The sequence below is a fragment of the Celeribacter marinus genome (assembly GCF_965656515.1).
Classification (GTDB): domain Bacteria; phylum Pseudomonadota; class Alphaproteobacteria; order Rhodobacterales; family Rhodobacteraceae; genus Celeribacter; species Celeribacter marinus_D.
In genome coordinates this window covers 97,915-116,240 of the sequence record NZ_CBFHKW010000001.1, presented here as the reverse complement: position 1 = coordinate 116,240, position 18,326 = coordinate 97,915, and the positions used below count along the sequence as shown (strand labels likewise).

General features: G+C 57.8%; 22 protein-coding genes. 17 read left to right on the top strand and 5 right to left on the bottom strand.

Annotated elements, in window-relative coordinates; all coding sequences use genetic code 11:
* Positions 1 to 86 precede the first annotated feature (86 nt).
* The 5 genes from rpmA to ACTG34_RS00560 all read left to right on the top strand — a co-directional run bounded on the left by rpmA (position 87) and on the right by ACTG34_RS00560 (position 4,767).
* The gene (gene rpmA, locus ACTG34_RS00580) at positions 87 to 356 is read left to right on the top strand and encodes a 50S ribosomal protein L27 (protein WP_062215519.1); all 270 of its coding nucleotides are present in this window, start codon (positions 87 to 89) and stop codon (positions 354 to 356) included.
* A 240-nt stretch (positions 357 to 596) separates the two neighbouring features.
* Complete coding sequence (locus ACTG34_RS00575; protein ID WP_439103114.1) at positions 597 to 1,163, top strand: GNAT family N-acetyltransferase; 567 nt, start codon at positions 597 to 599, stop codon at positions 1,161 to 1,163.
* 189 nt (positions 1,164 to 1,352) lie between these two features.
* Positions 1,353 to 2,402, top strand: a complete 1,050-nt coding sequence (gene obgE / locus ACTG34_RS00570; protein WP_439103108.1) for a GTPase ObgE — start codon at positions 1,353 to 1,355, stop codon at positions 2,400 to 2,402.
* Entirely contained in the window at positions 2,390 to 3,505 is a 1,116-nt protein-coding gene (proB, locus tag ACTG34_RS00565) for a glutamate 5-kinase (protein WP_439103107.1), read from the top strand. Before obgE ends, proB begins: the two co-directional genes overlap by 13 nt.
* Entirely contained in the window at positions 3,505 to 4,767 is a 1,263-nt protein-coding gene (locus ACTG34_RS00560) for a glutamate-5-semialdehyde dehydrogenase (RefSeq protein ID WP_439103106.1), read from the top strand. Before proB ends, ACTG34_RS00560 begins: the two co-directional genes overlap by 1 nt.
* A gap of 65 nt (positions 4,768 to 4,832) precedes the next feature.
* Here the strand turns inward: ACTG34_RS00560 and ACTG34_RS00555 are convergent, their stop codons facing one another.
* Complete coding sequence (locus ACTG34_RS00555; RefSeq protein WP_439103105.1) at positions 4,833 to 5,432, bottom strand: histidine phosphotransferase family protein; 600 nt, start codon at positions 5,430 to 5,432, stop codon at positions 4,833 to 4,835.
* A 44-nt stretch (positions 5,433 to 5,476) separates the two neighbouring features.
* Here ACTG34_RS00555 and ACTG34_RS00550 point away from each other — a divergent pair, with 44 nt between their 5' ends.
* The 3 genes from ACTG34_RS00550 (at position 5,477) to ACTG34_RS00540 (ending at position 7,418) form a co-directional block, all read left to right on the top strand.
* Positions 5,477 to 5,662, top strand: a complete 186-nt coding sequence (locus ACTG34_RS00550) for a DUF3553 domain-containing protein (protein WP_439103104.1) — start codon at positions 5,477 to 5,479, stop codon at positions 5,660 to 5,662.
* Positions 5,663 to 5,796: 134 nt separating this feature from the next.
* Positions 5,797 to 6,576 carry a GNAT family N-acetyltransferase gene (locus ACTG34_RS00545; protein ID WP_439103103.1) on the top strand — a complete coding sequence of 260 codons (780 nt, stop codon included), beginning with the start codon at positions 5,797 to 5,799 and terminating at the stop codon, positions 6,574 to 6,576.
* A complete protein-coding gene (locus ACTG34_RS00540; protein WP_439103102.1) occupies positions 6,573 to 7,418 on the top strand; it encodes a lysophospholipid acyltransferase family protein in 846 nt (281 codons plus the stop codon). Before ACTG34_RS00545 ends, ACTG34_RS00540 begins: the two co-directional genes overlap by 4 nt.
* Positions 7,419 to 7,423: 5 nt before the next feature.
* Here the strand turns inward: ACTG34_RS00540 and ACTG34_RS00535 are convergent, their stop codons facing one another.
* Positions 7,424 to 8,080 carry a thiamine phosphate synthase gene (locus tag ACTG34_RS00535; protein ID WP_439103101.1) on the bottom strand — a complete coding sequence of 219 codons (657 nt, stop codon included), beginning with the start codon at positions 8,078 to 8,080 and terminating at the stop codon, positions 7,424 to 7,426.
* Positions 8,081 to 8,264: 184 nt separating this feature from the next.
* Between ACTG34_RS00535 and ACTG34_RS00530 the strand changes: the two genes are divergently transcribed.
* The 4 genes from ACTG34_RS00530 (at position 8,265) to ACTG34_RS00515 (ending at position 12,199) form a co-directional block, all read left to right on the top strand.
* Complete coding sequence (locus tag ACTG34_RS00530; RefSeq protein WP_439103112.1) at positions 8,265 to 9,023, top strand: RNA methyltransferase; 759 nt, start codon at positions 8,265 to 8,267, stop codon at positions 9,021 to 9,023.
* Between the two features lie 120 nt (positions 9,024 to 9,143).
* Positions 9,144 to 10,289 carry a heme A synthase gene (gene ctaA / locus ACTG34_RS00525; protein WP_439103100.1) on the top strand — a complete coding sequence of 382 codons (1,146 nt, stop codon included), beginning with the start codon at positions 9,144 to 9,146 and terminating at the stop codon, positions 10,287 to 10,289.
* 1 nt (position 10,290) lies between these two features.
* The gene (locus tag ACTG34_RS00520; protein ID WP_439103099.1) at positions 10,291 to 11,772 is read left to right on the top strand and encodes a carboxypeptidase M32; all 1,482 of its coding nucleotides are present in this window, start codon (positions 10,291 to 10,293) and stop codon (positions 11,770 to 11,772) included.
* 4 nt (positions 11,773 to 11,776) lie between these two features.
* Positions 11,777 to 12,199, top strand: a complete 423-nt coding sequence (locus tag ACTG34_RS00515; RefSeq protein WP_062215500.1) for a PaaI family thioesterase — start codon at positions 11,777 to 11,779, stop codon at positions 12,197 to 12,199.
* Here ACTG34_RS00515 and ACTG34_RS00510 read toward each other — a convergent pair.
* The 3 genes from ACTG34_RS00510 to ACTG34_RS00500 are packed head-to-tail and all read right to left on the bottom strand — an operon-like array spanning position 12,196 to position 14,311.
* The gene (locus ACTG34_RS00510) at positions 12,196 to 13,386 is read right to left on the bottom strand and encodes an HD domain-containing protein (protein WP_439103098.1); all 1,191 of its coding nucleotides are present in this window, start codon (positions 13,384 to 13,386) and stop codon (positions 12,196 to 12,198) included. The genes ACTG34_RS00515 and ACTG34_RS00510 overlap by 4 nt on opposite strands.
* Positions 13,376 to 13,645 carry a hypothetical protein gene (locus ACTG34_RS00505; protein WP_062215498.1) on the bottom strand — a complete coding sequence of 90 codons (270 nt, stop codon included), beginning with the start codon at positions 13,643 to 13,645 and terminating at the stop codon, positions 13,376 to 13,378. The genes ACTG34_RS00510 and ACTG34_RS00505 overlap by 11 nt, the downstream gene beginning before the upstream one ends.
* A gap of 12 nt (positions 13,646 to 13,657) precedes the next feature.
* Positions 13,658 to 14,311, bottom strand: a complete 654-nt coding sequence (locus ACTG34_RS00500) for an alpha/beta hydrolase (RefSeq protein WP_439103097.1) — start codon at positions 14,309 to 14,311, stop codon at positions 13,658 to 13,660.
* Positions 14,312 to 14,702: 391 nt separating this feature from the next.
* Here ACTG34_RS00500 and ACTG34_RS00495 point away from each other — a divergent pair, with 391 nt between their 5' ends.
* The 5 genes from ACTG34_RS00495 to ACTG34_RS00475 are packed head-to-tail and all read left to right on the top strand — an operon-like array spanning position 14,703 to position 18,322.
* Positions 14,703 to 15,182, top strand: a complete 480-nt coding sequence (locus ACTG34_RS00495; protein WP_439103096.1) for an Rrf2 family transcriptional regulator — start codon at positions 14,703 to 14,705, stop codon at positions 15,180 to 15,182.
* An 18-nt stretch (positions 15,183 to 15,200) separates the two neighbouring features.
* Positions 15,201 to 16,313 (top strand): cysteine desulfurase family protein, encoded by a 1,113-nt coding sequence (locus ACTG34_RS00490; RefSeq protein WP_439103095.1) that lies wholly within the window; start codon positions 15,201 to 15,203, stop codon positions 16,311 to 16,313.
* Complete coding sequence (gene sufB / locus ACTG34_RS00485; RefSeq protein WP_439103094.1) at positions 16,303 to 17,832, top strand: Fe-S cluster assembly protein SufB; 1,530 nt, start codon at positions 16,303 to 16,305, stop codon at positions 17,830 to 17,832. Before ACTG34_RS00490 ends, sufB begins: the two co-directional genes overlap by 11 nt.
* A complete protein-coding gene (locus tag ACTG34_RS00480) occupies positions 17,832 to 18,014 on the top strand; it encodes a hypothetical protein (protein WP_439103093.1) in 183 nt (60 codons plus the stop codon). The genes sufB and ACTG34_RS00480 overlap by 1 nt, the downstream gene beginning before the upstream one ends.
* Positions 18,011 to 18,322 (top strand): heavy metal-binding domain-containing protein, encoded by a 312-nt coding sequence (locus tag ACTG34_RS00475; protein ID WP_062215488.1) that lies wholly within the window; start codon positions 18,011 to 18,013, stop codon positions 18,320 to 18,322. The genes ACTG34_RS00480 and ACTG34_RS00475 overlap by 4 nt, the downstream gene beginning before the upstream one ends.
* Positions 18,323 to 18,326 lie beyond the last annotated feature (4 nt).

The window sequence follows — 18,326 nt, the reverse complement described above, 5'->3', positions numbered from 1 at the left end:
ACATTCGACGCCGTGAAAGTGAAGCCCGAGTGGGTTGATCAGGCCAAAGAACTGGCTCAGTAAGCGATAAGTTAGGAGATACTACCATGGCACATAAAAAAGCAGGCGGTTCATCCCGTAACGGTCGCGACTCAGCGGGTCGCCGTCTTGGCGTCAAGTTGTTCGGTGGTCAGGCAGCAATTGCTGGCAATATCATCGTGCGTCAGCGCGGCACAAAGTTCTGGCCAGGCGAGGGCGTAGGCCTTGGTCGTGACCACACGATCTTTGCAACGACCGACGGTAAAGTCACGTTCCACAAAGGCCTCAAGAAGCGCACGTTTATTTCCGTGCTTCCCGTGGCCGAGGCTGCGGAATAAGTCGACCCGAAACGGTTTGAGAAAATCAGGGGGATCGGCGCAAGCCGGTCCCTTTCTCGTTTCGCGTGTATTTTTGAGCGGGAGACAATTTTAACGAGATGACTCAGGTGGTCTATTAACTCTCGTTGATCTTTTCGAGGTCGATGAGGACAGTCTCGCGCTAGTATAAAGTGTTGATCTCTTTCGCTTGGAGGCGGAGCGGATTGCGTGCGGCCCTTTCGAGGAGGAAAGGACATGACAATGATTATCAAAGGTCTGCCCGAGCGGACAATTGTGCCCGAACTTCAGGCGCACACAGCAATAGAAACCGAGCGGTTTACGCTGCGCGCGGCCCGCAATTCCGATCAGGGCCTTTTGGCGCTCTATGCCGGCGATAAACGTGTGGCGAATGCAACGCGTTCGATTCCCCATCCTTTGCCGCCCGGCGCCACCGAAGCGTTTATCAAACGCGCAAATGATCCGGCGAGGGCCTCACAAACGTGGGTCTTGGATGGTGCGGCACAAGGGCTGTCCGAAGTGTTGGGTGTGATCTCGCTCAAGCCGCTAGACCGCGATCAATGCGAAGTCAGCTTTTGGGTGGCACCGTCTTTTTGGGGCACCGGACTTGCACGCACTGCAGTAAAGGCAATTGTGGACGCCAACCCTTTGAAGTCAAAAACTATTTTTGCATCCATCTTTCAGGACAATCAGGCATCTGCTCGTGTTGTGACTTTTGCGGGGTTTCAATATCTTGGCGATGCCGAAGCGTTCTGTGTCTCGCGCGGGGCGACGGTGAAAACATGGACGTATCTGTGTAAAACCGCCTGAGCGCGATTGTCGTCAGAGTTTCAAACGGACGCACGTGGCAAACGGGCGTCCGTTTTGGTTTTGGATCGGCTCTCGCCCTTACATAACGTGCTTTGATATCTCATCTCACACAACCTGCATTGAGTTTATCGCCCACAGCGGGTAATCCTGCGCCAAAGGCCCCGTTTCGGGGTAGATAAGGACACTGATATGAAATTCCTCGATCTCGCCAAGGTTTACATCCGCTCCGGTTCGGGCGGCAACGGCTGTGTGTCGTTCCGGCGAGAGAAATACATTGAGTACGGCGGCCCGAATGGCGGTGACGGCGGTAAGGGCGGTTCGGTCATCATCGAGGCGGTTGATGGTCTCAACACGCTGATCGACTTTCGCTATCAACAGCACTTTTTTGCACAAAACGGTCAGTCCGGCATGGGCAACAACCGTACGGGGAAAGACGGGCAAGACATATTGTTGCGTGTTCCCGCAGGGACCGAAGTGCTCGACGAGGACGAAGAAACGGTATTGGTCGATATGACCGAGGTGGGTCAAGTCGTTGTGTTTGCCAAGGGCGGCAACGGCGGTTGGGGTAACTCGCATTTCAAAAGCTCCACGAACCAAGCGCCGCGCTCGGCCAATCCGGGCCTTGAGGGGATTGAACGTACCATTTGGCTGCGCTTGAAACTGATCGCGGATGCGGGTCTTTTGGGGCTGCCGAATGCGGGTAAATCGACTTTTCTCGCGGCAACATCCAATGCACGGCCCAAGATTGCGGACTACCCATTCACCACATTGCACCCCAACCTTGGGGTCGTGGGCATTGATGGCGCTGAGTTCGTGGTCGCCGATATTCCTGGCCTGATCGAGGGCGCATCCGAGGGGCGTGGCCTTGGCGATTTGTTCTTGGGTCACGTTGAGCGCTGTGCGGTGTTGTTGCACCTCGTAGATGGCACGTCCGAGGATGTTGTTGGCGACTACCAGACGATTATTGGCGAGATTTCGAACTACAATGATGTGCTTGGCGACAAGCCACGGATCACGGTTCTCAACAAATGCGACAGCCTGCTCGACGAAGAGGTCGAGGAGAAACTTTCCGCCTTGCAAGAGGCCAGTGGCGGGCGCGTCTACACCATGTCGGGTGTGTCCAAGGCGGGTGTAGATACTGTGTTGCGCGCCCTCAAAGCCGAGATTTCGATGGACCGCTTGCGCCTCAAAAAGCTAGAGGCGGGGGATGACGAGGAAGACGAGACGTGGAAACCCTAACCACCGCACGTTTGGCAGACGCACAAACGGTTGTCATCAAGATTGGGTCTGCGCTTCTTGTTGAACACGGTGCCTTGCGCGCGCAGTGGCTTGAGGGTCTGGCCGATGATGTGGCGATGCTACGGGATGGTGGTGCGCGGGTTGTGATTGTCTCCTCCGGCTCCATTGCACTGGGGCGCGGCGTTTTGGGCTTATCTGCGGGTGCACTTCCCCTAGAGCATAGCCAAGCGGCGGCGGCGGCGGGTCAAATCCGTTTGGCACGCGCTTACCAAGAGGCGCTGGAGCCGCGTGACATCAAGACGGCGCAAATCCTTTTGACACTTGAAGATACCGCTGATCGTCGGCGCTACCTCAATGCACGCGCTACGTTGGATGCGCTTTTGACACTCGGCGCGGTGCCGATTGTGAATGAGAATGATACCGTGGCCACGGATGAAATCCGCTATGGCGACAACGACCGTCTGGCGGCGCAAATCGCCGTTATGATCGGGGCGGATCATTTGGTTTTGCTCTCCGATATTGACGGGCTGTACACTGCCAATCCTGCCACAGACCCGAATGCGGTTCACATCGCGCATGTGGATGCCATCACGCCCGAGATTGAGGCGATGGCGGGCGATCCTGTCTCGTCGCTTTCCAAGGGCGGGATGAAGACCAAGATTATGGCGGCCAAAACCGCAATTGCGGGCGGTTGCGCGATGAGCATTGCTCAAGGCGCAGTGATGCGCCCGCTCAAGGCGTTGGTCGAGGGTGGCCGCTCAACCGTCTTTACACCTATGGGGGATCCCGCGCATGCCCGTAAAAACTGGATCGGTGCGATGAAGCCTAAGGGCGATATCGTGGTGGATTTAGGGGCGGTCACGGCGTTGGGACGCGGAAAATCGCTTTTGCCCGCAGGGGTGAAAGAGGTTGTCGGCCAGTTTGGTCGTGGCGATCCGGTTTTGATATTGGGGCCCGATGGGACACGCATTGGTATTGGTCTGACGCGCTACACTTCGGATGAGGCGGCTCAGATCAAGGGCGCGCAAACCACAGATATCGAGGCGATATTGGGCTATTCAGGCCGCGCCGCGTTGATCCACAGAGATGATATGGTGCTATAATGACCGACACAGATATTCACGCGATGATGACCGATATTGGCAAACGGGCAAAAGCGGCGTCGGCCGAATTATCTTATGCCTCTGCCGAGCGCAAACACGCGGCGCTGATTTCGGCGGCGGATGCGTTGTGGGCGCGGCGTGAGGAAATTATCGCAGCCAATGCCAAAGACCTCGCATTCGGGCGCGACAAAGGTCTGACAGACGCCATGATGGACCGTTTGATGCTCGACGAAGATCGTATTCGTTCCATGATGGACGGGTTGCGGACGATCGCGGAGCAAAAAGATCCCGTGGGCGAGGTGATGACCGAATGGGATCGTCCCAACGGGCTCCACATCAAACGCGTGCGCACGCCGCTTGGCGTTATTGGCGTGATTTATGAGAGCCGTCCCAACGTGACGGCGGACGCGGGGGCACTGTGCCTTAAGGCGGGCAATGCGGTGATCTTGCGCGGTGGGTCCGAGAGTTTCCATAGTTCCTGTTTGATCCATGAGTGTTTGCAACAAGGGCTCAAGGACGCAGGTCTGCCCGTGGATGCTATTCAGCGCGTGCCGACTCGTGATCGCGCGGCGGTCAAGGAGCTGCTGACGATGATCGACTATGTGGACGTGATCGTGCCGCGTGGTGGTAAGGGGCTTGTCGGCCTTGTGCAGCGCGAGGCGCGGGTGCCGGTGTTTGCCCACCTTGAGGGCATCGTACATATCTACATCGACAAGGACGCCGATGCGCAAAAGGCGCTTGATGTGGTTGTGAACGCCAAGACGCGGCGCACGGGGATCTGCGGGGCGGCCGAATGCCTTTTGATCCACAAAGATGTCGCTGGTAGTCTTGGCGCAGCGATTGTTGCGGCACTGATCGGGGCGGGCATCGAGGTGCGCGGGGACGCCACTCTTCAGTCGCTGGACGGTGTTGTTGCAGCCACGGATGCAGATTGGGGTTGTGAGTACCTCGATAGCATTATTGCGGCCAAAGTGGTCGATGATGTTGACGGGGCGATTGCCCATATTCACGCCAATTCATCGAGCCACACTGATTGCGTGATCACCGAAAACCCGGAGGTTGTAGCGCGGTTCTTTGAGCGGGTTGATAGTGCGATCGTTATGCATAACTCATCGACGCAGTTTGCGGATGGCGGCGAGTTTGGCATGGGCGCCGAAATCGGGATTGCCACGGGTAAGATGCACGCACGCGGTCCCGTGGGGGCCGAACAACTCACCTCATTTAAATACCTTGTAACCTCGAACGGGGCCACGCGCGCCTAAACGCTAGAGACTGTGGACGACAAAAGCGCGCGTGCGTTGTGGCCCGCGCTTTTGGGTCGGATGCACTACGCCTGAAGCACCAACGCGCCGTCCGGTTCGCTATGCTTGATGCGGCGTGACATCAGATCTGCCTGCAGCGGTGCGAGGGCGAATTGCACTTGGGAGGGTTTGAGCGTGTCCACGTCTTGCACCGCACTCAGGCGCGCCCAAAGTGCAGGATCAGGCTCCAAGCGCTCTGCGCGTGCGACAACAGTCCATTGTCCGTCGTGGTGGCTCACTTGGATCACGCCGCCGCGCGGCATGGCTGTCTCCACACACATCATCATCAGGCACGCGAGTTTGACCTCATCGCGCGCTTGGTCGCCCTCGACCGTCCAATCGTAGGTGAGGCGGTTGGTGGCCAGAGCGTTGCAAATCGCGTGCATCTCTTTTGATCCCGTCATTTGGCCCGCGGAGGCCAGACCAAAGGCGATGCGGAATAATTTCACACGTGCGTTGGCATTGTCGACACTATCGGAGATAAGATTAAGTTCCGAGATGTCGGAGGTGCCAGACAGGCCGAGCAACTCTACACCATTCGATATGGCGCCGATGGGGCTAATGAGGTCATGGCAAATCCGCGAACCGAGGAGGGCGGCAATTTGTGTGGCGTGCTCTTTGGGCATTTTTGAGTCCTTTTTTGACGGGCACGTTTGGAGCTTGAAGACGTATGAAAGACGATATGAACGCGATGCTGGAACCCGGACAGTTGGTCCGTCACCCTACACAAGCAGCGTGGGGAACTGGTCAGGTACAATCCAACATAAATGGTAAATTAACTGTTATGTTTTTGCACGAAGGCAAGGTTGTGATTGATAGCACGCGTATTGCGCTTGTTGCGGTGTATGAGCAGTAGGTAACCAAAATGTGGTTCAGTTCGATCCGGAACTCAACCCCAAGGCGAGTGATTTTTTGAGACCCGACCAAATTGTTGCATTGACGCGACGAAGCCCGTAAGACCCGTCCACCCATTTAACGGAAATATCCCCAATGACTGAGCAGCAGCCGCAGTTCGAATTGCGCTTCGCCTTGAGCGACACGGATTTGCGAGCAGCCCAACGATTGCGCTACCGCGTGTTTGTTGAGGAACTTGGCTCGGACGGCGATATGGTCGATCATGCGTTGCAATTGGAGCGCGATGAGTACGACCCGCACTACGAACACCTTATGTTGCTTGATCACGCGCGCTCGGATGATCCGTTAGAGCAATGTGTGGCGGTCTACCGGCTGTTGACGGGGGAGACGGCGGCGCGGTTGGGCAGTTTCTACACCGAGAGCGAATACGATCTCACCGCACTCAAGACATCGGGAAAACGGTTGCTCGAGCTTGGGCGCTCCTGCGTGGCGCCCGAATACCGTGGGGGCACAGCACTTTTTCATATGTGGGCGGGTCTGGCAAAGTTCGTCTTTGAGGGCGGGTATGACGTCTTGTTTGGTGTGGCCTCGTTTCATGGCACCGATATAGACACACTGGCCGAACCGTTGTCCTTGCTGCACCACCGCCATCTGGCGCCTGAGGCATTGCGGGTGCGGGCCGTTGAGGACCATTATCAGCGCATGGATTTGATTGCAGACGCACAGATTGACCGGCCACGCGCGATGCGGGCCATTCCGCCCTTGATCAAGGCGTATTTGCGCACGGGTGGCACCGTGGGCGAGGGCGCGTTCATTGATCGCGCGTTCAATACGGTTGATGTGTGTTTAATCCTTGAGACAGCGCAGATTTCGCAGCGCCAGAAAAACATGTATATCAAAGGGCACGGCGTATGAGTGATCCACTTTGGCATAGCGATATTGCGCCCGTAGATCCGGTTGCTGTGCGTGGCGGGACGCTGCGTGCGTTGCGCCGTGGGCTGCCTATCTTGGTGTTGATTGGTGTGTGCATGGTGCTGATGTTGGCAACACGCATGGGGGAGCGTCTGGTCGTGGGCGCGCGTCGTCCGTGGTCCTCGGTCTTCCCGCGTTTTGTGTCACGTACATCGCTGCGGCTGATGGGGCTGCGTTTGGAGGTCGTGGGTCAGCCGATGCGCCATCACGGTGCGGTGGTAGCCAATCATTCGACATGGCTCGACATTTTTGTCCTCAACGCGGTGCAACGGATTTTCTTTGTGTCTAAAGCCGAAGTGGCGGACTGGCCGGGCATTGGCACGATGGCCAAATCAACAGGGACGGTGTTCATCAATCGGGATCGCAAAGATGCGGCCAAGCAAAAGCAGCTGTTCGAAGATCGGTTACACATGGGGCATAAGTTGTTGTTTTTCCCCGAAGGCACGTCCAGCGATAGCCTCAGGGTCCTTACGTTCAAACCGACATTGTTTGCGGCGTTCTTTGCACCGCAATTGCGTGATGAGGTCTATATCCAACCCGTGAGCGTCGCGTACCGCGCCCCCGAGGGGGAGGAGGCACGGTTTTACGGGTGGTGGGGCGATATGGATTTTGCGCCCTCCTTGATCAAGGTGCTCAAAACACCGCGTCAGGGCAGCGTCCGTGTCACCTTTCACGATCCGATTGCGGTGGCGGATGTGGCCGACCGCAAGGAAATGGCGCGCTTGTGTGAGCAGGCCGTGCGTGGCGGCCTGCCCGAAACGCCTAGGGAGTTCTTAGGCGCGTAAAGTACTTAGGATATCGCGTCGATGAAGGATGTGAGGGCTGCGACAGGATCATCTGTGCCCCAAATTTCATCACCGATGGCAAAGAAGTCTGTAACCGCCGAGAGGTCGCGGGTGAGATCGAGGGTCAATGCGCCTTCGGCCACAACAGGCACTTCGATCATGGCGGACCACCACGCAAACAGCTCTTTGTCTGCTTTGGTGCCATCGCCCAATCCCGTGTCGCCGACAGGTCCAAAGGAGACGTAATCCGCGCCTATTTCGGCGGCGGTCATGCCGTCATGCTTTGACGCGCCACAGTAAGTTCCGATAATGGCATCATCGCCCAAGGCCTTGCGTACCTTGCGAATGGTGCGCGCCCCGTCCGTGAGGTGAACACCGTCAAGGCCGTGACGCTCGGCCAAGGCCACATGGGTATCGATCACGATGGCCACATCATGGGTATGACAGACTTCACGGCACGCATCAGCCGCGCGGCCCAAGGCCTCTTCGTCTTTGGTGGCCAGTGACAGGCGCACGCACGCGACATCATGGGCCTCGAGAACGGCGGCCAGTTGTGCGGGGAATGTCTCAACGTCAAGCACGGCTGGCGTGACGAGATACAGTTGTGGGCGGTCGGTTTCGCCAGTGTCAGTGTTGGTGTCTGTGGTGGTGTGGTCGGACATGTGTTGATCCTGTGGATGATCCAAAAGGGGCGGTTTGCCCCCCTATAACGTCTTTGCGCGGCGGCGGGAAGGCTTGCAAGCGTGACCGCATCCCCCTATCACGCCTCATCCGCACACTGACCTATGAGAGACTGTTCCCATGAACGATACTCCGTCCGATACAACGCCCAACACACCGTCCGAGATGACGCCCGATCCTGCGGCGACCTCAGGTCCAACGCCCGCGTTTGTTCTGGTGCGTCCACAGATGGGCGAAAACATCGGCGGGGCGGCGCGTGCCATGTGGAATTTCGGCCTTGACCGGATGCGGGTTGTGGCACCGCGTGACGGTTGGCCCAATGAAAACGCGGTGGCTATGGCGTCTGGTGCGGGGCGTCTCTTGGATGAGGCCGCGCATTTTGAAAGGGTGCAAGACGCGATTGGCGATTGTGATTACGTCTTTGCGACCACGGCACGGATGCGCGATATTACAAAGCCGGTGATGAGCCCTGAACGTGCGATGGAGCACGCGCGTGCCATCATTGCACAAGGCGGCAAAGTGGGTGTGATGTTTGGCCCCGAGCGTGCAGGGCTTGAAAATGATGACGTGATCCAAGCCAACGCGCTGATCTCTATTCCTGTGAACCCTGAATTCCCCTCGCTCAACCTTGCCCAAGCGGTGTTGCTCACCGCCTATGAATGGCAACGCCAAACCACGGATGTAATCCCTGAAACGGTGATCATGGCCAGTACGGATTGGGCCGGTCTGGTCGAGGTGCAAAAACTTGCGGATCATTATGAGGAAACACTGGAGACAGCAGGCTTGTTCTACCCTCAGGACAAAGCCGCGTCGATGAAGGCCGTGCTGCGCAATATGTGGAGCCGTATGCCGTTGACCCGCGCCGATGTGCAGGTGTTTCATGGGATGATCCGTCAAATGAAGCGGTGGAAAGAGCGCGGCTAGACCTAGACCTTTTGCCGCGCCTGTTTTGCGCGGTTCTGGGCGAGTGAGCGCGCTTGTTCGCTTGCCCTTGGGCTGTCACAACCCTAGTTTCGGGTAAGACCAAAAATAAGGGACCGCACCATGGCGCAAAATCGCTCGATCTTCGAGGACGTCACCACCACTCAAAAGCCGAACCGCCCACCGCGTGGCGGATTGATTGATAAAGGCCAACAGGGCGCGCGTGGCGCAATACGTATCTGGCTGTTTGTGCTGTTTGCGATGGTTATGGCGATGATTGCCGTGGGCGGTTTGACACGTCTGACCGATAGCGGTCTGTCGATCACCGAGTGGAAACCCGTGACGGGAGCCATGCCACCGACCTCAGAGGCCGCGTGGGCCGAAGAATTCGAAAAATACAAACAAATCCCCGAGTACGCCTTGCAAAACGAGGGCATGAGCCTCTCGGAGTTCAAGCATATCTATTGGTGGGAATGGGGACACCGCCAGTTGGGCCGCACGATTGGTTTGGTTTGGGCGCTTGGCTTTCTCGGGTTTGCCGTGGCGCGCAAAGTGCCGTCTGGGTGGTATCCGCGCCTCTTGCTGATCGGGGCCTTGGGTGGGCTTCAAGGTGCAATAGGGTGGTGGATGGTCGCCTCAGGCCTTGAGGGGGAACGCCTTGATGTCGCCTCCTACCGTTTGGCCACGCACCTTGGTCTGGCCTTTGTGATCCTCGGGTTTATTGCGTGGTTCGTGTTCCAACTGGGACGCTCAGAGGCGCAAATGCTGCAAGCGCGCCGTGCGGGGGATGCCAAACTGTTTGGCATGTCTACAGGGCTTTTGCATTTTGCGTTCTTGCAAATTCTGCTCGGCGCGTTGGTCGCGGGGATTGATGCGGGGCGTGGGTATACGGATTGGCCACTCATGGGCGGTCAGATCCTGCCCCCTGATCCGTTTGAATTGACGCCCGTTTGGCGCAATTTCTTTGAGAACGCCGCGACCGTCCAGTTTATTCACCGCATGGCGGGGTATCTGTTGTTTGCTTTCGGGATCGTGGTTTGGCTCAGGGGCCGTAAATCCGCGAGCCGTGCCACAGTGCGGGCGTTCAATGCCATGGTGGCGATGTTGGTCGCACAGGTCGTTTTGGGCATTGTGACGGTGATCTATGGTGCACCTTTGGCGCTTGGCCTTGCGCATCAAGTGGGCGCAGTGGCGTTGTTCGTGCTGATCTTGCGCGCACGGTTTATGAGCCGCTATCCTGCGGCGTACTCTCTTCGCGAGGGGCTATAAGATGTCGGCATATAACGATCTCATGGCGTTTGACCGCGAAACGCAGGCGTTGGGACAGATCGCGGGGCGCCTTGGTTGGGACCAAGAGACGATGATGCCGCGTGGTGCGACCGCGCAGCGCGGCGAGGAGTTTGCGGCCCTTGAGGGCGTGTTACACGCGCGCCGCGTTGATCCGCGCATTGGCGATTGGATTGCGGCGATTGATACGGGGTCGTTGGACGCCGTGGGGCAGGCAAACCTGCGCCATATTGAACGTTCTTATGCACGCAATACCAAAGTGCCCGCACGCTTGGCGTCCGAGTTGGCGCGTGTGACGTCGATGGCGCAAGGGGTCTGGGCGCAGGCCCGCGCGGCTGAGGATTTTGCCGCCTTTGCGCCGACCTTTGAGCAGGTGGTGCAGTTGCGCCGCGAAGAGGCCGCGGCACTGGCGCAAGACACCGACCTTGGGGTGTGGGACGCATTGCATCAAGACTATGAACCCGGCTCGTCGGGGGCGCAGCTGGATGCGATGTTTGGCGCGTTGCGTCCGCGTCTGGTGGCGCTACGAGACAAGATTATGGGTGCGGATCAGCCCAAAGGGGTCAGCGGAACCTTCGACGAGACCGCACAACTGGCCCTGTCTGACGAGATCGCCAAGACATTCGGGTATGATTTCAACTTCGGTCGGATCGACAAGGCGGTTCATCCGTTTTCGAGCGGCTCCGGCCATGATGTGCGCATCACCACGCGCACCTCTGCCACTGATCCGTTCAACTGCCTGTACTCCACCATCCACGAGGTGGGCCACGCGTGCTACGAGCAAAACATATCGGATGACTACCTGTTAACGCCATTGGGTGCGGGTGTGTCGATGGGCGTCCACGAAAGCCAGTCACGCATATATGAAAACCAGTTGGGCCGATCTCAGGCGTTTACATCCTATCTATATGGTCGGATGCGCGATGTGTTTGGCGATTTCGGGATCGACAGCGAGGCGGGCTTTTTCGCCGCCGTGAACCGCGTCACACAAGGGTTCATCCGCACCGAGAGCGACGAAGTGCAATACAACTTGCATGTCTTGTTGCGCTTCGATCTAGAGCGTCAGATCATTGCGGGCGATCTCGATGTTGCGGACCTCCCGGCGGCATGGAACGCGCGGTTTGAGGCCGATTTCGGCGTCAAGGTCGACACGGTATCCAATGGCTGTTTGCAAGATGTGCATTGGCCCGTTGGCTTGTTTGGCTATTTTCCGACCTATTCGCTCGGCAATGTGTATGCGGGGTGCTTGCATCAGGCCTTGCGCGGCGCGGTGCCTGATCTCGATGCGCAACTGGCGCAGGGCAACACGGGTGCTGCCACCGCGTGGCTCGGTCAAAACCTTCAACAGTTTGGCGGGCTGCGCGCGCCGCACGACACCATTGAACACGCCTGTGGCTTTGTGCCATCCGAGGCTCCGTTGCTGGACTATCTCGAAGAGAAGTTCGGCGCGATTTACGGGTTTTAACGCGATGACATTGCTCATGGATCACGCTGCCCTAGAGACCTTTGTGGCGCAGGAATTTGCGCAAGTGGCTGATATCCTATCGGTCCACGCGGTTAGCGAGGCGGGTGTCACGCTCAAACTGACGCCCACGCAGGCGCATCTGCGCCCGGGCGGCACGGTGTCAGGCCCGTCAATGTTCATGCTTGCCGATGTTGCATTGTATCTGGCGATCTTGTCGCGGATCGGTCCCGTGGCCTTGGCTGTAACGACAAATGCCCACATCGATTTTATGCGCAAGCCGGCGAGCGATGCGCCGCTATACGGTGAGGCAACCCTGTTGAAATTGGGGCGCAGCCTAGCCGTGGGGCAGGTGGCAATTCGAAACGCCGGTAGCGATGATGTTTTGGCACAGGCCTCAATGACCTATGCTATTCCGCCCAAACGCTAGTCGCGGTTTGCGGCGAACCACGGCGCGACACGGGCGCGGATAAAGGGCCAAAGGGCGGGGCCGCCCCGCGCCACTTTTACGCCAACACGGGCGTCAAGTTGATCAAGCGTGACGTTGTACGTGCGCCATGATCCGCCATCACTGGCCAGATTGTGCAACACGGGCTGGGCGCGGTCGATGCTTTTGGCGTAAATCGCGGTTGGTGTTTGAGCGGCTTCGAACTCTTCCCAAATGACCCGTAGCGCGGCCCCTTCGCCCTCGGGCAATAGCCCGAACAGGCGGTCAGCGGCCTTGATTTCGGCGGCTTCCTGCGCGGCTTGAGCCTCGGCCGTGATTGCGCCGTGGATGGGTGTGTCGCCCGCGTCGACCTCGACAATGTCGTGCAACAGCATCATTTTGAGCGCGCGGGCAAGGTCGATTTCGCCGTGGGATTGATCGGCCAAAGTGAAGGCATAAAGCATCACATGCCACGAATGCTCCCCCGAATTTTCACGGCGCGACCCATCCGCGATCGGCGTCGCTCTGAGTACCAGTTTGAGGCGATCCGCCTCGCACCAGTAGTCAAACCGCGCCTGCATCACCGGATCGGTCGGCGTGCCCTCGAATGTGGCTTTGGTAAAGGCATACAGATCGGGCAAGATGGCCTTGGTTTTGGTCGCACGCCCTTCGCGCAGGTTGCGCTCGACGATGCCGCGTTCCTCGTCCAATTGCGTGGGCGCACCGAGGCATTGCAGCGCAGGGGCTAGGAAATCTATGGCCTTGGCATAGCGCGCGGTGGGCGTTTGCATCGCCTCGAACTCTTCCCAAATAGCACGAAATGCGGTGCCTTGATCGTCGGGGAGTAGCCCATAGAGGCGATCGGCGGCCTTGGCCTCAAGGGCCGCCACGGACACAGGATCGTGTGAGATATGAATAGGGTGGTCGCCCGCGTCGATCTCAACGAGATCGTGCAGGATCAACATTTCAAGCGCGCGGTCGAGGTCGACATCTGCCGCCGCCAATGGCGCAAAGATCAACGCAGCCAGACAGGCGTGCCAGCTATGTTCGGCAGAGTTTTCGAACCGCGAGCGGTCCATGACCTGATTGGCGCGCAACACCGATTTGAGGCGATCGGCCTCCATCAAGAACGCAAATTGTTTCTCGAGCCGCTGCGCCTTTTGGGTCAAAGTGCGTGCCTCAGTATTCAATGTCGTCCTCGGCAGACGGGGGCGGTGCGGAGGCCGCTTTGCCCGCTTTGGCCTCGGCAATGCGTTGTAGCAAGTAGTCGCGGCCACGTTTTTCGGACAGGCGCACACGGGCGGCGGTCAAGTACGCCTCCTGTGTGGTCACAGACCCCGCGCCAATCACACGTGCAATGTCTTGGATCACCTCTTCGTTTTCGAAAAGCTCCAAGGCCGCGATCGTGTCTTTTGCCAATTGGTCGGCGAGGTCTTCTGTGATGCCCATCGGTGTCGCTCCTTAGCGGGTGTTTTCGGTCAGACGACGACGCACGTAGCCGTCCACGTGACCAATCATGTCTTCCATGTGCGGATCTTCAAAGAAGTGTCCGGCACCTTCGATCTCGGTGTGGGTGATGGTGATGCCCTTTTGCTCATGCAACTTGCCCACAAGGGTGTGGGTGTCTTTGGGCGGGGCCACTCGGTCGGCTGTGCCGTTGATGATCAGACCGCTCGACGGGCAGGGGGCCAGAAACGAGAAGTCGTACATGTTGGCGGGCGGAGCCACAGAGATGAAGCCCGAGATTTCAGGACGGCGCATCAGCAATTGCATGCCGATCCACGCACCGAACGAAAAGCCCGCAACCCAGCAATGTTTGGCATTGGGGTTGAGCGATTGCAGGTAATCAAGCGCGGAGGCCGCATCAGACAGCTCACCGATGCCTTGATCGTATTCACCCTGCGAGCGGCCCACGCCGCGAAAGTTGAACCGCAAAACGGTGAAGCCCATTTTGTGGAACGTGTAGTGCAGGTTGTAGACAACGCGGTTGTTCATCGTGCCGCCAAACTGCGGGTGCGGATGAAGGATGATGGCGATTGGCGCATCTTTTTCGCGTTGCGGGTGGTATCGGCCTTCCAGTCGGCCTTCTGGGCCGGGAAAAATCACTTCGGGCATGTCGGTCCCTGTCTCCTCATGGCGCCCCGCGTGCGCCGCTAATGGATAGCGGCGCGGGACGTGCCGTATCGGCAGATGAATTTGCGCTCGTATCTGCTTATGAACCGCTTTATAATTGACGAAATCGCTCAGGTAATTTAGAAACGTTCTAAATTACCTGTTCTGGTCCATCGTGGTCCGGCGCAGGATGTCACTCAGGTAAGGGGCCATGCCGCCTACGTCAATGTTTTTGCGCCAATTTTACGGCTCATAGGCGTAGATTCGGCTTCTGATTGGTGATTGGTTCGGTTCTGGTCGGTTGAGGGCGCTTTTTTTGCGCGTTCAGGTCGCACGGGGGCTGCAAGGGCGAGTGTGATAGGCGCTCAATTCGGCGCGCAAAGGATAGATACGCATGAAGTTGTCAACAAAAGGTCGCTACGCGATGGTTGCTCTGACCGATTTGGCGCTGCTGCAAGAGGGGCGGTTGCTGTCTTTGGCTGAGATCGCCAAGCGTCAGGATATCTCGTTGCCCTATCTGGAACAGTTGTTCGTCAAGCTGCGCCGTGCCGAATTGGTGGCGTCCGTGCGCGGACCTGGTGGGGGCTACAAATTGGCGCGCCCCGCCTCGGAAATCCGCGTGTCCGATATTTTGTCGGCTGTTGATGAAACGGTATCGGCCATGCACACGGGGGCGGGCGCATCGGGCGGCGTTTCTGGCAGTCGTGCGCAGTCTATGACCAATCGCCTGTGGGAAGGGCTATCGGCGCATGTCTATGTTTTCTTGCACCAAACCCGACTGGCGGATGTTGTGCAAAACGAATTGCGACCCTGTCCTGCCGTGCCGCATCTGTTCGAAGTTGTGGATGAGCTCCCAATTGAGCAAGACACTTGAAATCTGAAAGCTGCCCCTTTGAAAACTGTTCGCACATACCTTGATTACAACGCAACTGCGCCTTTGGTGCAGGTGGCGCGTGAAGCTATGGTCGCGGCGATGGATGTGGTTGGAAACCCGTCCTCTGTCCACGCCGAAGGGCGTGCGGCAAAAGGTATTTTGGAGCGCGCACGCGGGCAAGTGGCTGAGGCCTTTGGCGCGTCAGGTGCCGATATTGTTTTCACGTCCAGCGCCACCGAAGCGGCCGCTTTGGCGATGGCGGGGCGGGAGCTGCATTGCGCCGACATTGAGCATGAGGCGGTGTCCTCATGGGCAATCCGCGATTTGGCCGTGGATGCATGTGGCGCGGTGAATTGCACAAATCGAACACAAAGCGCGGTTCAACTGGCCAATTCAGAGACTGGAATTGTACAAAAGCTACAAGAGGGCTTTGCGGTGGTCGATGCCACCCAAGGGTTCGGAAAATTGCCTGTGGCGTTCAACTGGCTTGGGTGTGACATGGCGTTGATCTCTGCGCACAAGATTGGCGGCCCAAAGGGCGTTGGCGCATTGGTGCTCAAACAAGGCTTGGACGTCACCGCGCGGATCACCGGCGGGGGTCAGGAAATGGGGCGCCGCTCTGGCACCGAAAACCTGATCGGGATCGCGGGGTTCGGGGCTGCGGCTGTGGCTGCGGCGCGTGATCTTGCGGACGGCGTTTGGGACCGTGTGGCACAGCTGCGCGATCATTTGGAAGCCCGCCTTGAGAGTGAGGCGCATGGCTCCATATGTGTAGGCAAGGGGCAGACACGTTTGCCCAACACGCTGTGTCTGATCACGCCCGATTGGAAGGGCGAGACACAGGTGATGCAGATGGATTTGGCGGGATTTGCGGTCAGCGCAGGGTCGGCCTGTTCCAGTGGCAAGGTCAAGGCGTCCCGCGTCTTGCGCGCCATGGGATATTCGGATGGCGAGGCCTCATGCGCAATGCGCGTGTCGCTAGGCCCACAGACAACGATGGATGAGATTGAGCGGTTTGCCGATGCTTGGCTGGCCGCATATGCCCGAAAAAACGGGCGGCTTGAGATAAAAAGCGGGGCCGCTAGAGCCCCCGAGACACGCACACGAAGGAGACATCCAAATGGTGGATGACGTTCAGGTCAAAGACGGTGTTGAAGAAGAAACAGTTGCGGCCGTACAGGCGCTTGCGGGCACCTACAAGTACGGGTGGGACACCGACATCGAGATGGAATATGCGCCCAAGGGTCTCAATGAGGACATTGTGCGTCTGATCTCGGCTAAGAACGAAGAACCCGAATGGATGCTCGAGTGGCGTCTTGAGGCGTTCCGTCGTTGGCTGACGTTAGAAGAGCCTGATTGGGCCATGGTCGACTATCCCGAAATTGATTTTCAGGACCAGTACTACTACGCGCGTCCCAAATCGATGGAAACCAAGCCAAAATCACTTGATGAAGTCGATCCCAAATTGCTTGCCACGTATGAAAAGCTTGGCATCTCTCTGAAAGAACAGATGATTTTGGCCGGCGTTGAGGGTGCGGGCGATGTGCCTGCGGATGGCGCGAATTCGGAGCGCAAGGTTGCCGTGGACGCGGTGTTCGACTCCGTCTCTGTTGGCACGACCTTCAAGAAAGAGCTCAACAAAGCGGGCGTGATTTTCTGTTCGATCTCCGAGGCGATCAAAGAGCACCCCGAGTTGGTCAAGAAATACCTCGCCTCCGTGGTGCCGATTTCCGACAACTATTACGCGACACTCAATTCGGCTGTGTTTTCGGACGGTTCGTTCGTCTACATCCCGCCCAACACGCGCTGCCCGATGGAATTGTCGACCTATTTCCGCATCAACGCTGAAAACACCGGCCAGTTCGAGCGCACGTTGATCATCGCGGATGAGGGATCGTATGTGTCCTACCTTGAAGGCTGTACCGCTCCCAAACGCGATGTGGCCCAATTGCACGCCGCGGTGGTCGAAATCGTGATCCTGGATGACGCGGAAGTGAAATATTCCACGGTGCAAAACTGGTTCCCGGGCGACGAAGAGGGCAAGGGCGGCATCTACAACTTTGTGACCAAACGCGCGGATTGTCGTGGCGATCGGTCCAAAGTGATGTGGACGCAAGTTGAAACCGGATCTGCGGTGACGTGGAAATATCCATCATGCGTGCTGCGCGGCGACGACAGTCAGGGCGAGTTCTATTCCATCGCCATCACCAACAACATGCAACAGGCCGACACCGGCACAAAGATGATTCACTTGGGCAAGAACACCAAGTCGCGGATCGTGTCCAAAGGCATCTCGGCGGGCCGTGCGCAAAACACCTACCGCGGTCAGGTGACAATGCACCCCAAAGCCAAAAACTCGCGCAACTACACCCAGTGCGATAGTCTTTTGATTGGCTCTAAATGCGGCGCGCACACCGTTCCGTACATCGAGGTCAAAAACAATTCGTCCCGCGTCGAACACGAGGCCACCACATCCAAGGTGGATGACGATCAACTGTTCTATTGCCGCTCGCGCGGGATGGACGAAGAGGAGGCGGTTGCCTTGGTCGTCAACGGGTTCTGCAAGGACGTGTTGCAAGCGCTACCAATGGAATTTGCGATGGAAGCCCAACAGCTTGTCGCAATCTCCCTCGAAGGGTCTGTGGGCTGATGAAGACGCGCGCGCTGCTTTATCAGACATTGATTGCGACCGCCCTTTGGGGGCTTGGCATGGTGTGGTTGTTTGATTGGCCACGCGACAAAATCCTCGCGCCGCTTTTGTTTTTTGCCGCCACCTATTGGGTGATCGGCCGGATTATCGGGTTAATCGTTGCGAAAAAGGACGAGACATGATCATCACCACCACACCCTCAATCGAGGGGCGCACGATCAGTGACTATTGCGGCATCGTCACGGGCGAGGCCATCATGGGCGCAAACGTTGTGCGCGATCTGTTTGCAGGCATCACCGACATCATTGGCGGGCGATCGGGCGCGTATGAGCAAAAGCTGGGGCAGGGACGCGAAACTGCGTTGCGCGAGATGGAAGAGCGCGCAGCTCAACTTGGTGCAACCGCAATTGTTGGTGTCGATCTCGATTACGAAGTGATCAACAACATGCTGATGGTGTCCGCGTCTGGCACCGCCGTTAAGCTCACATAGAGGA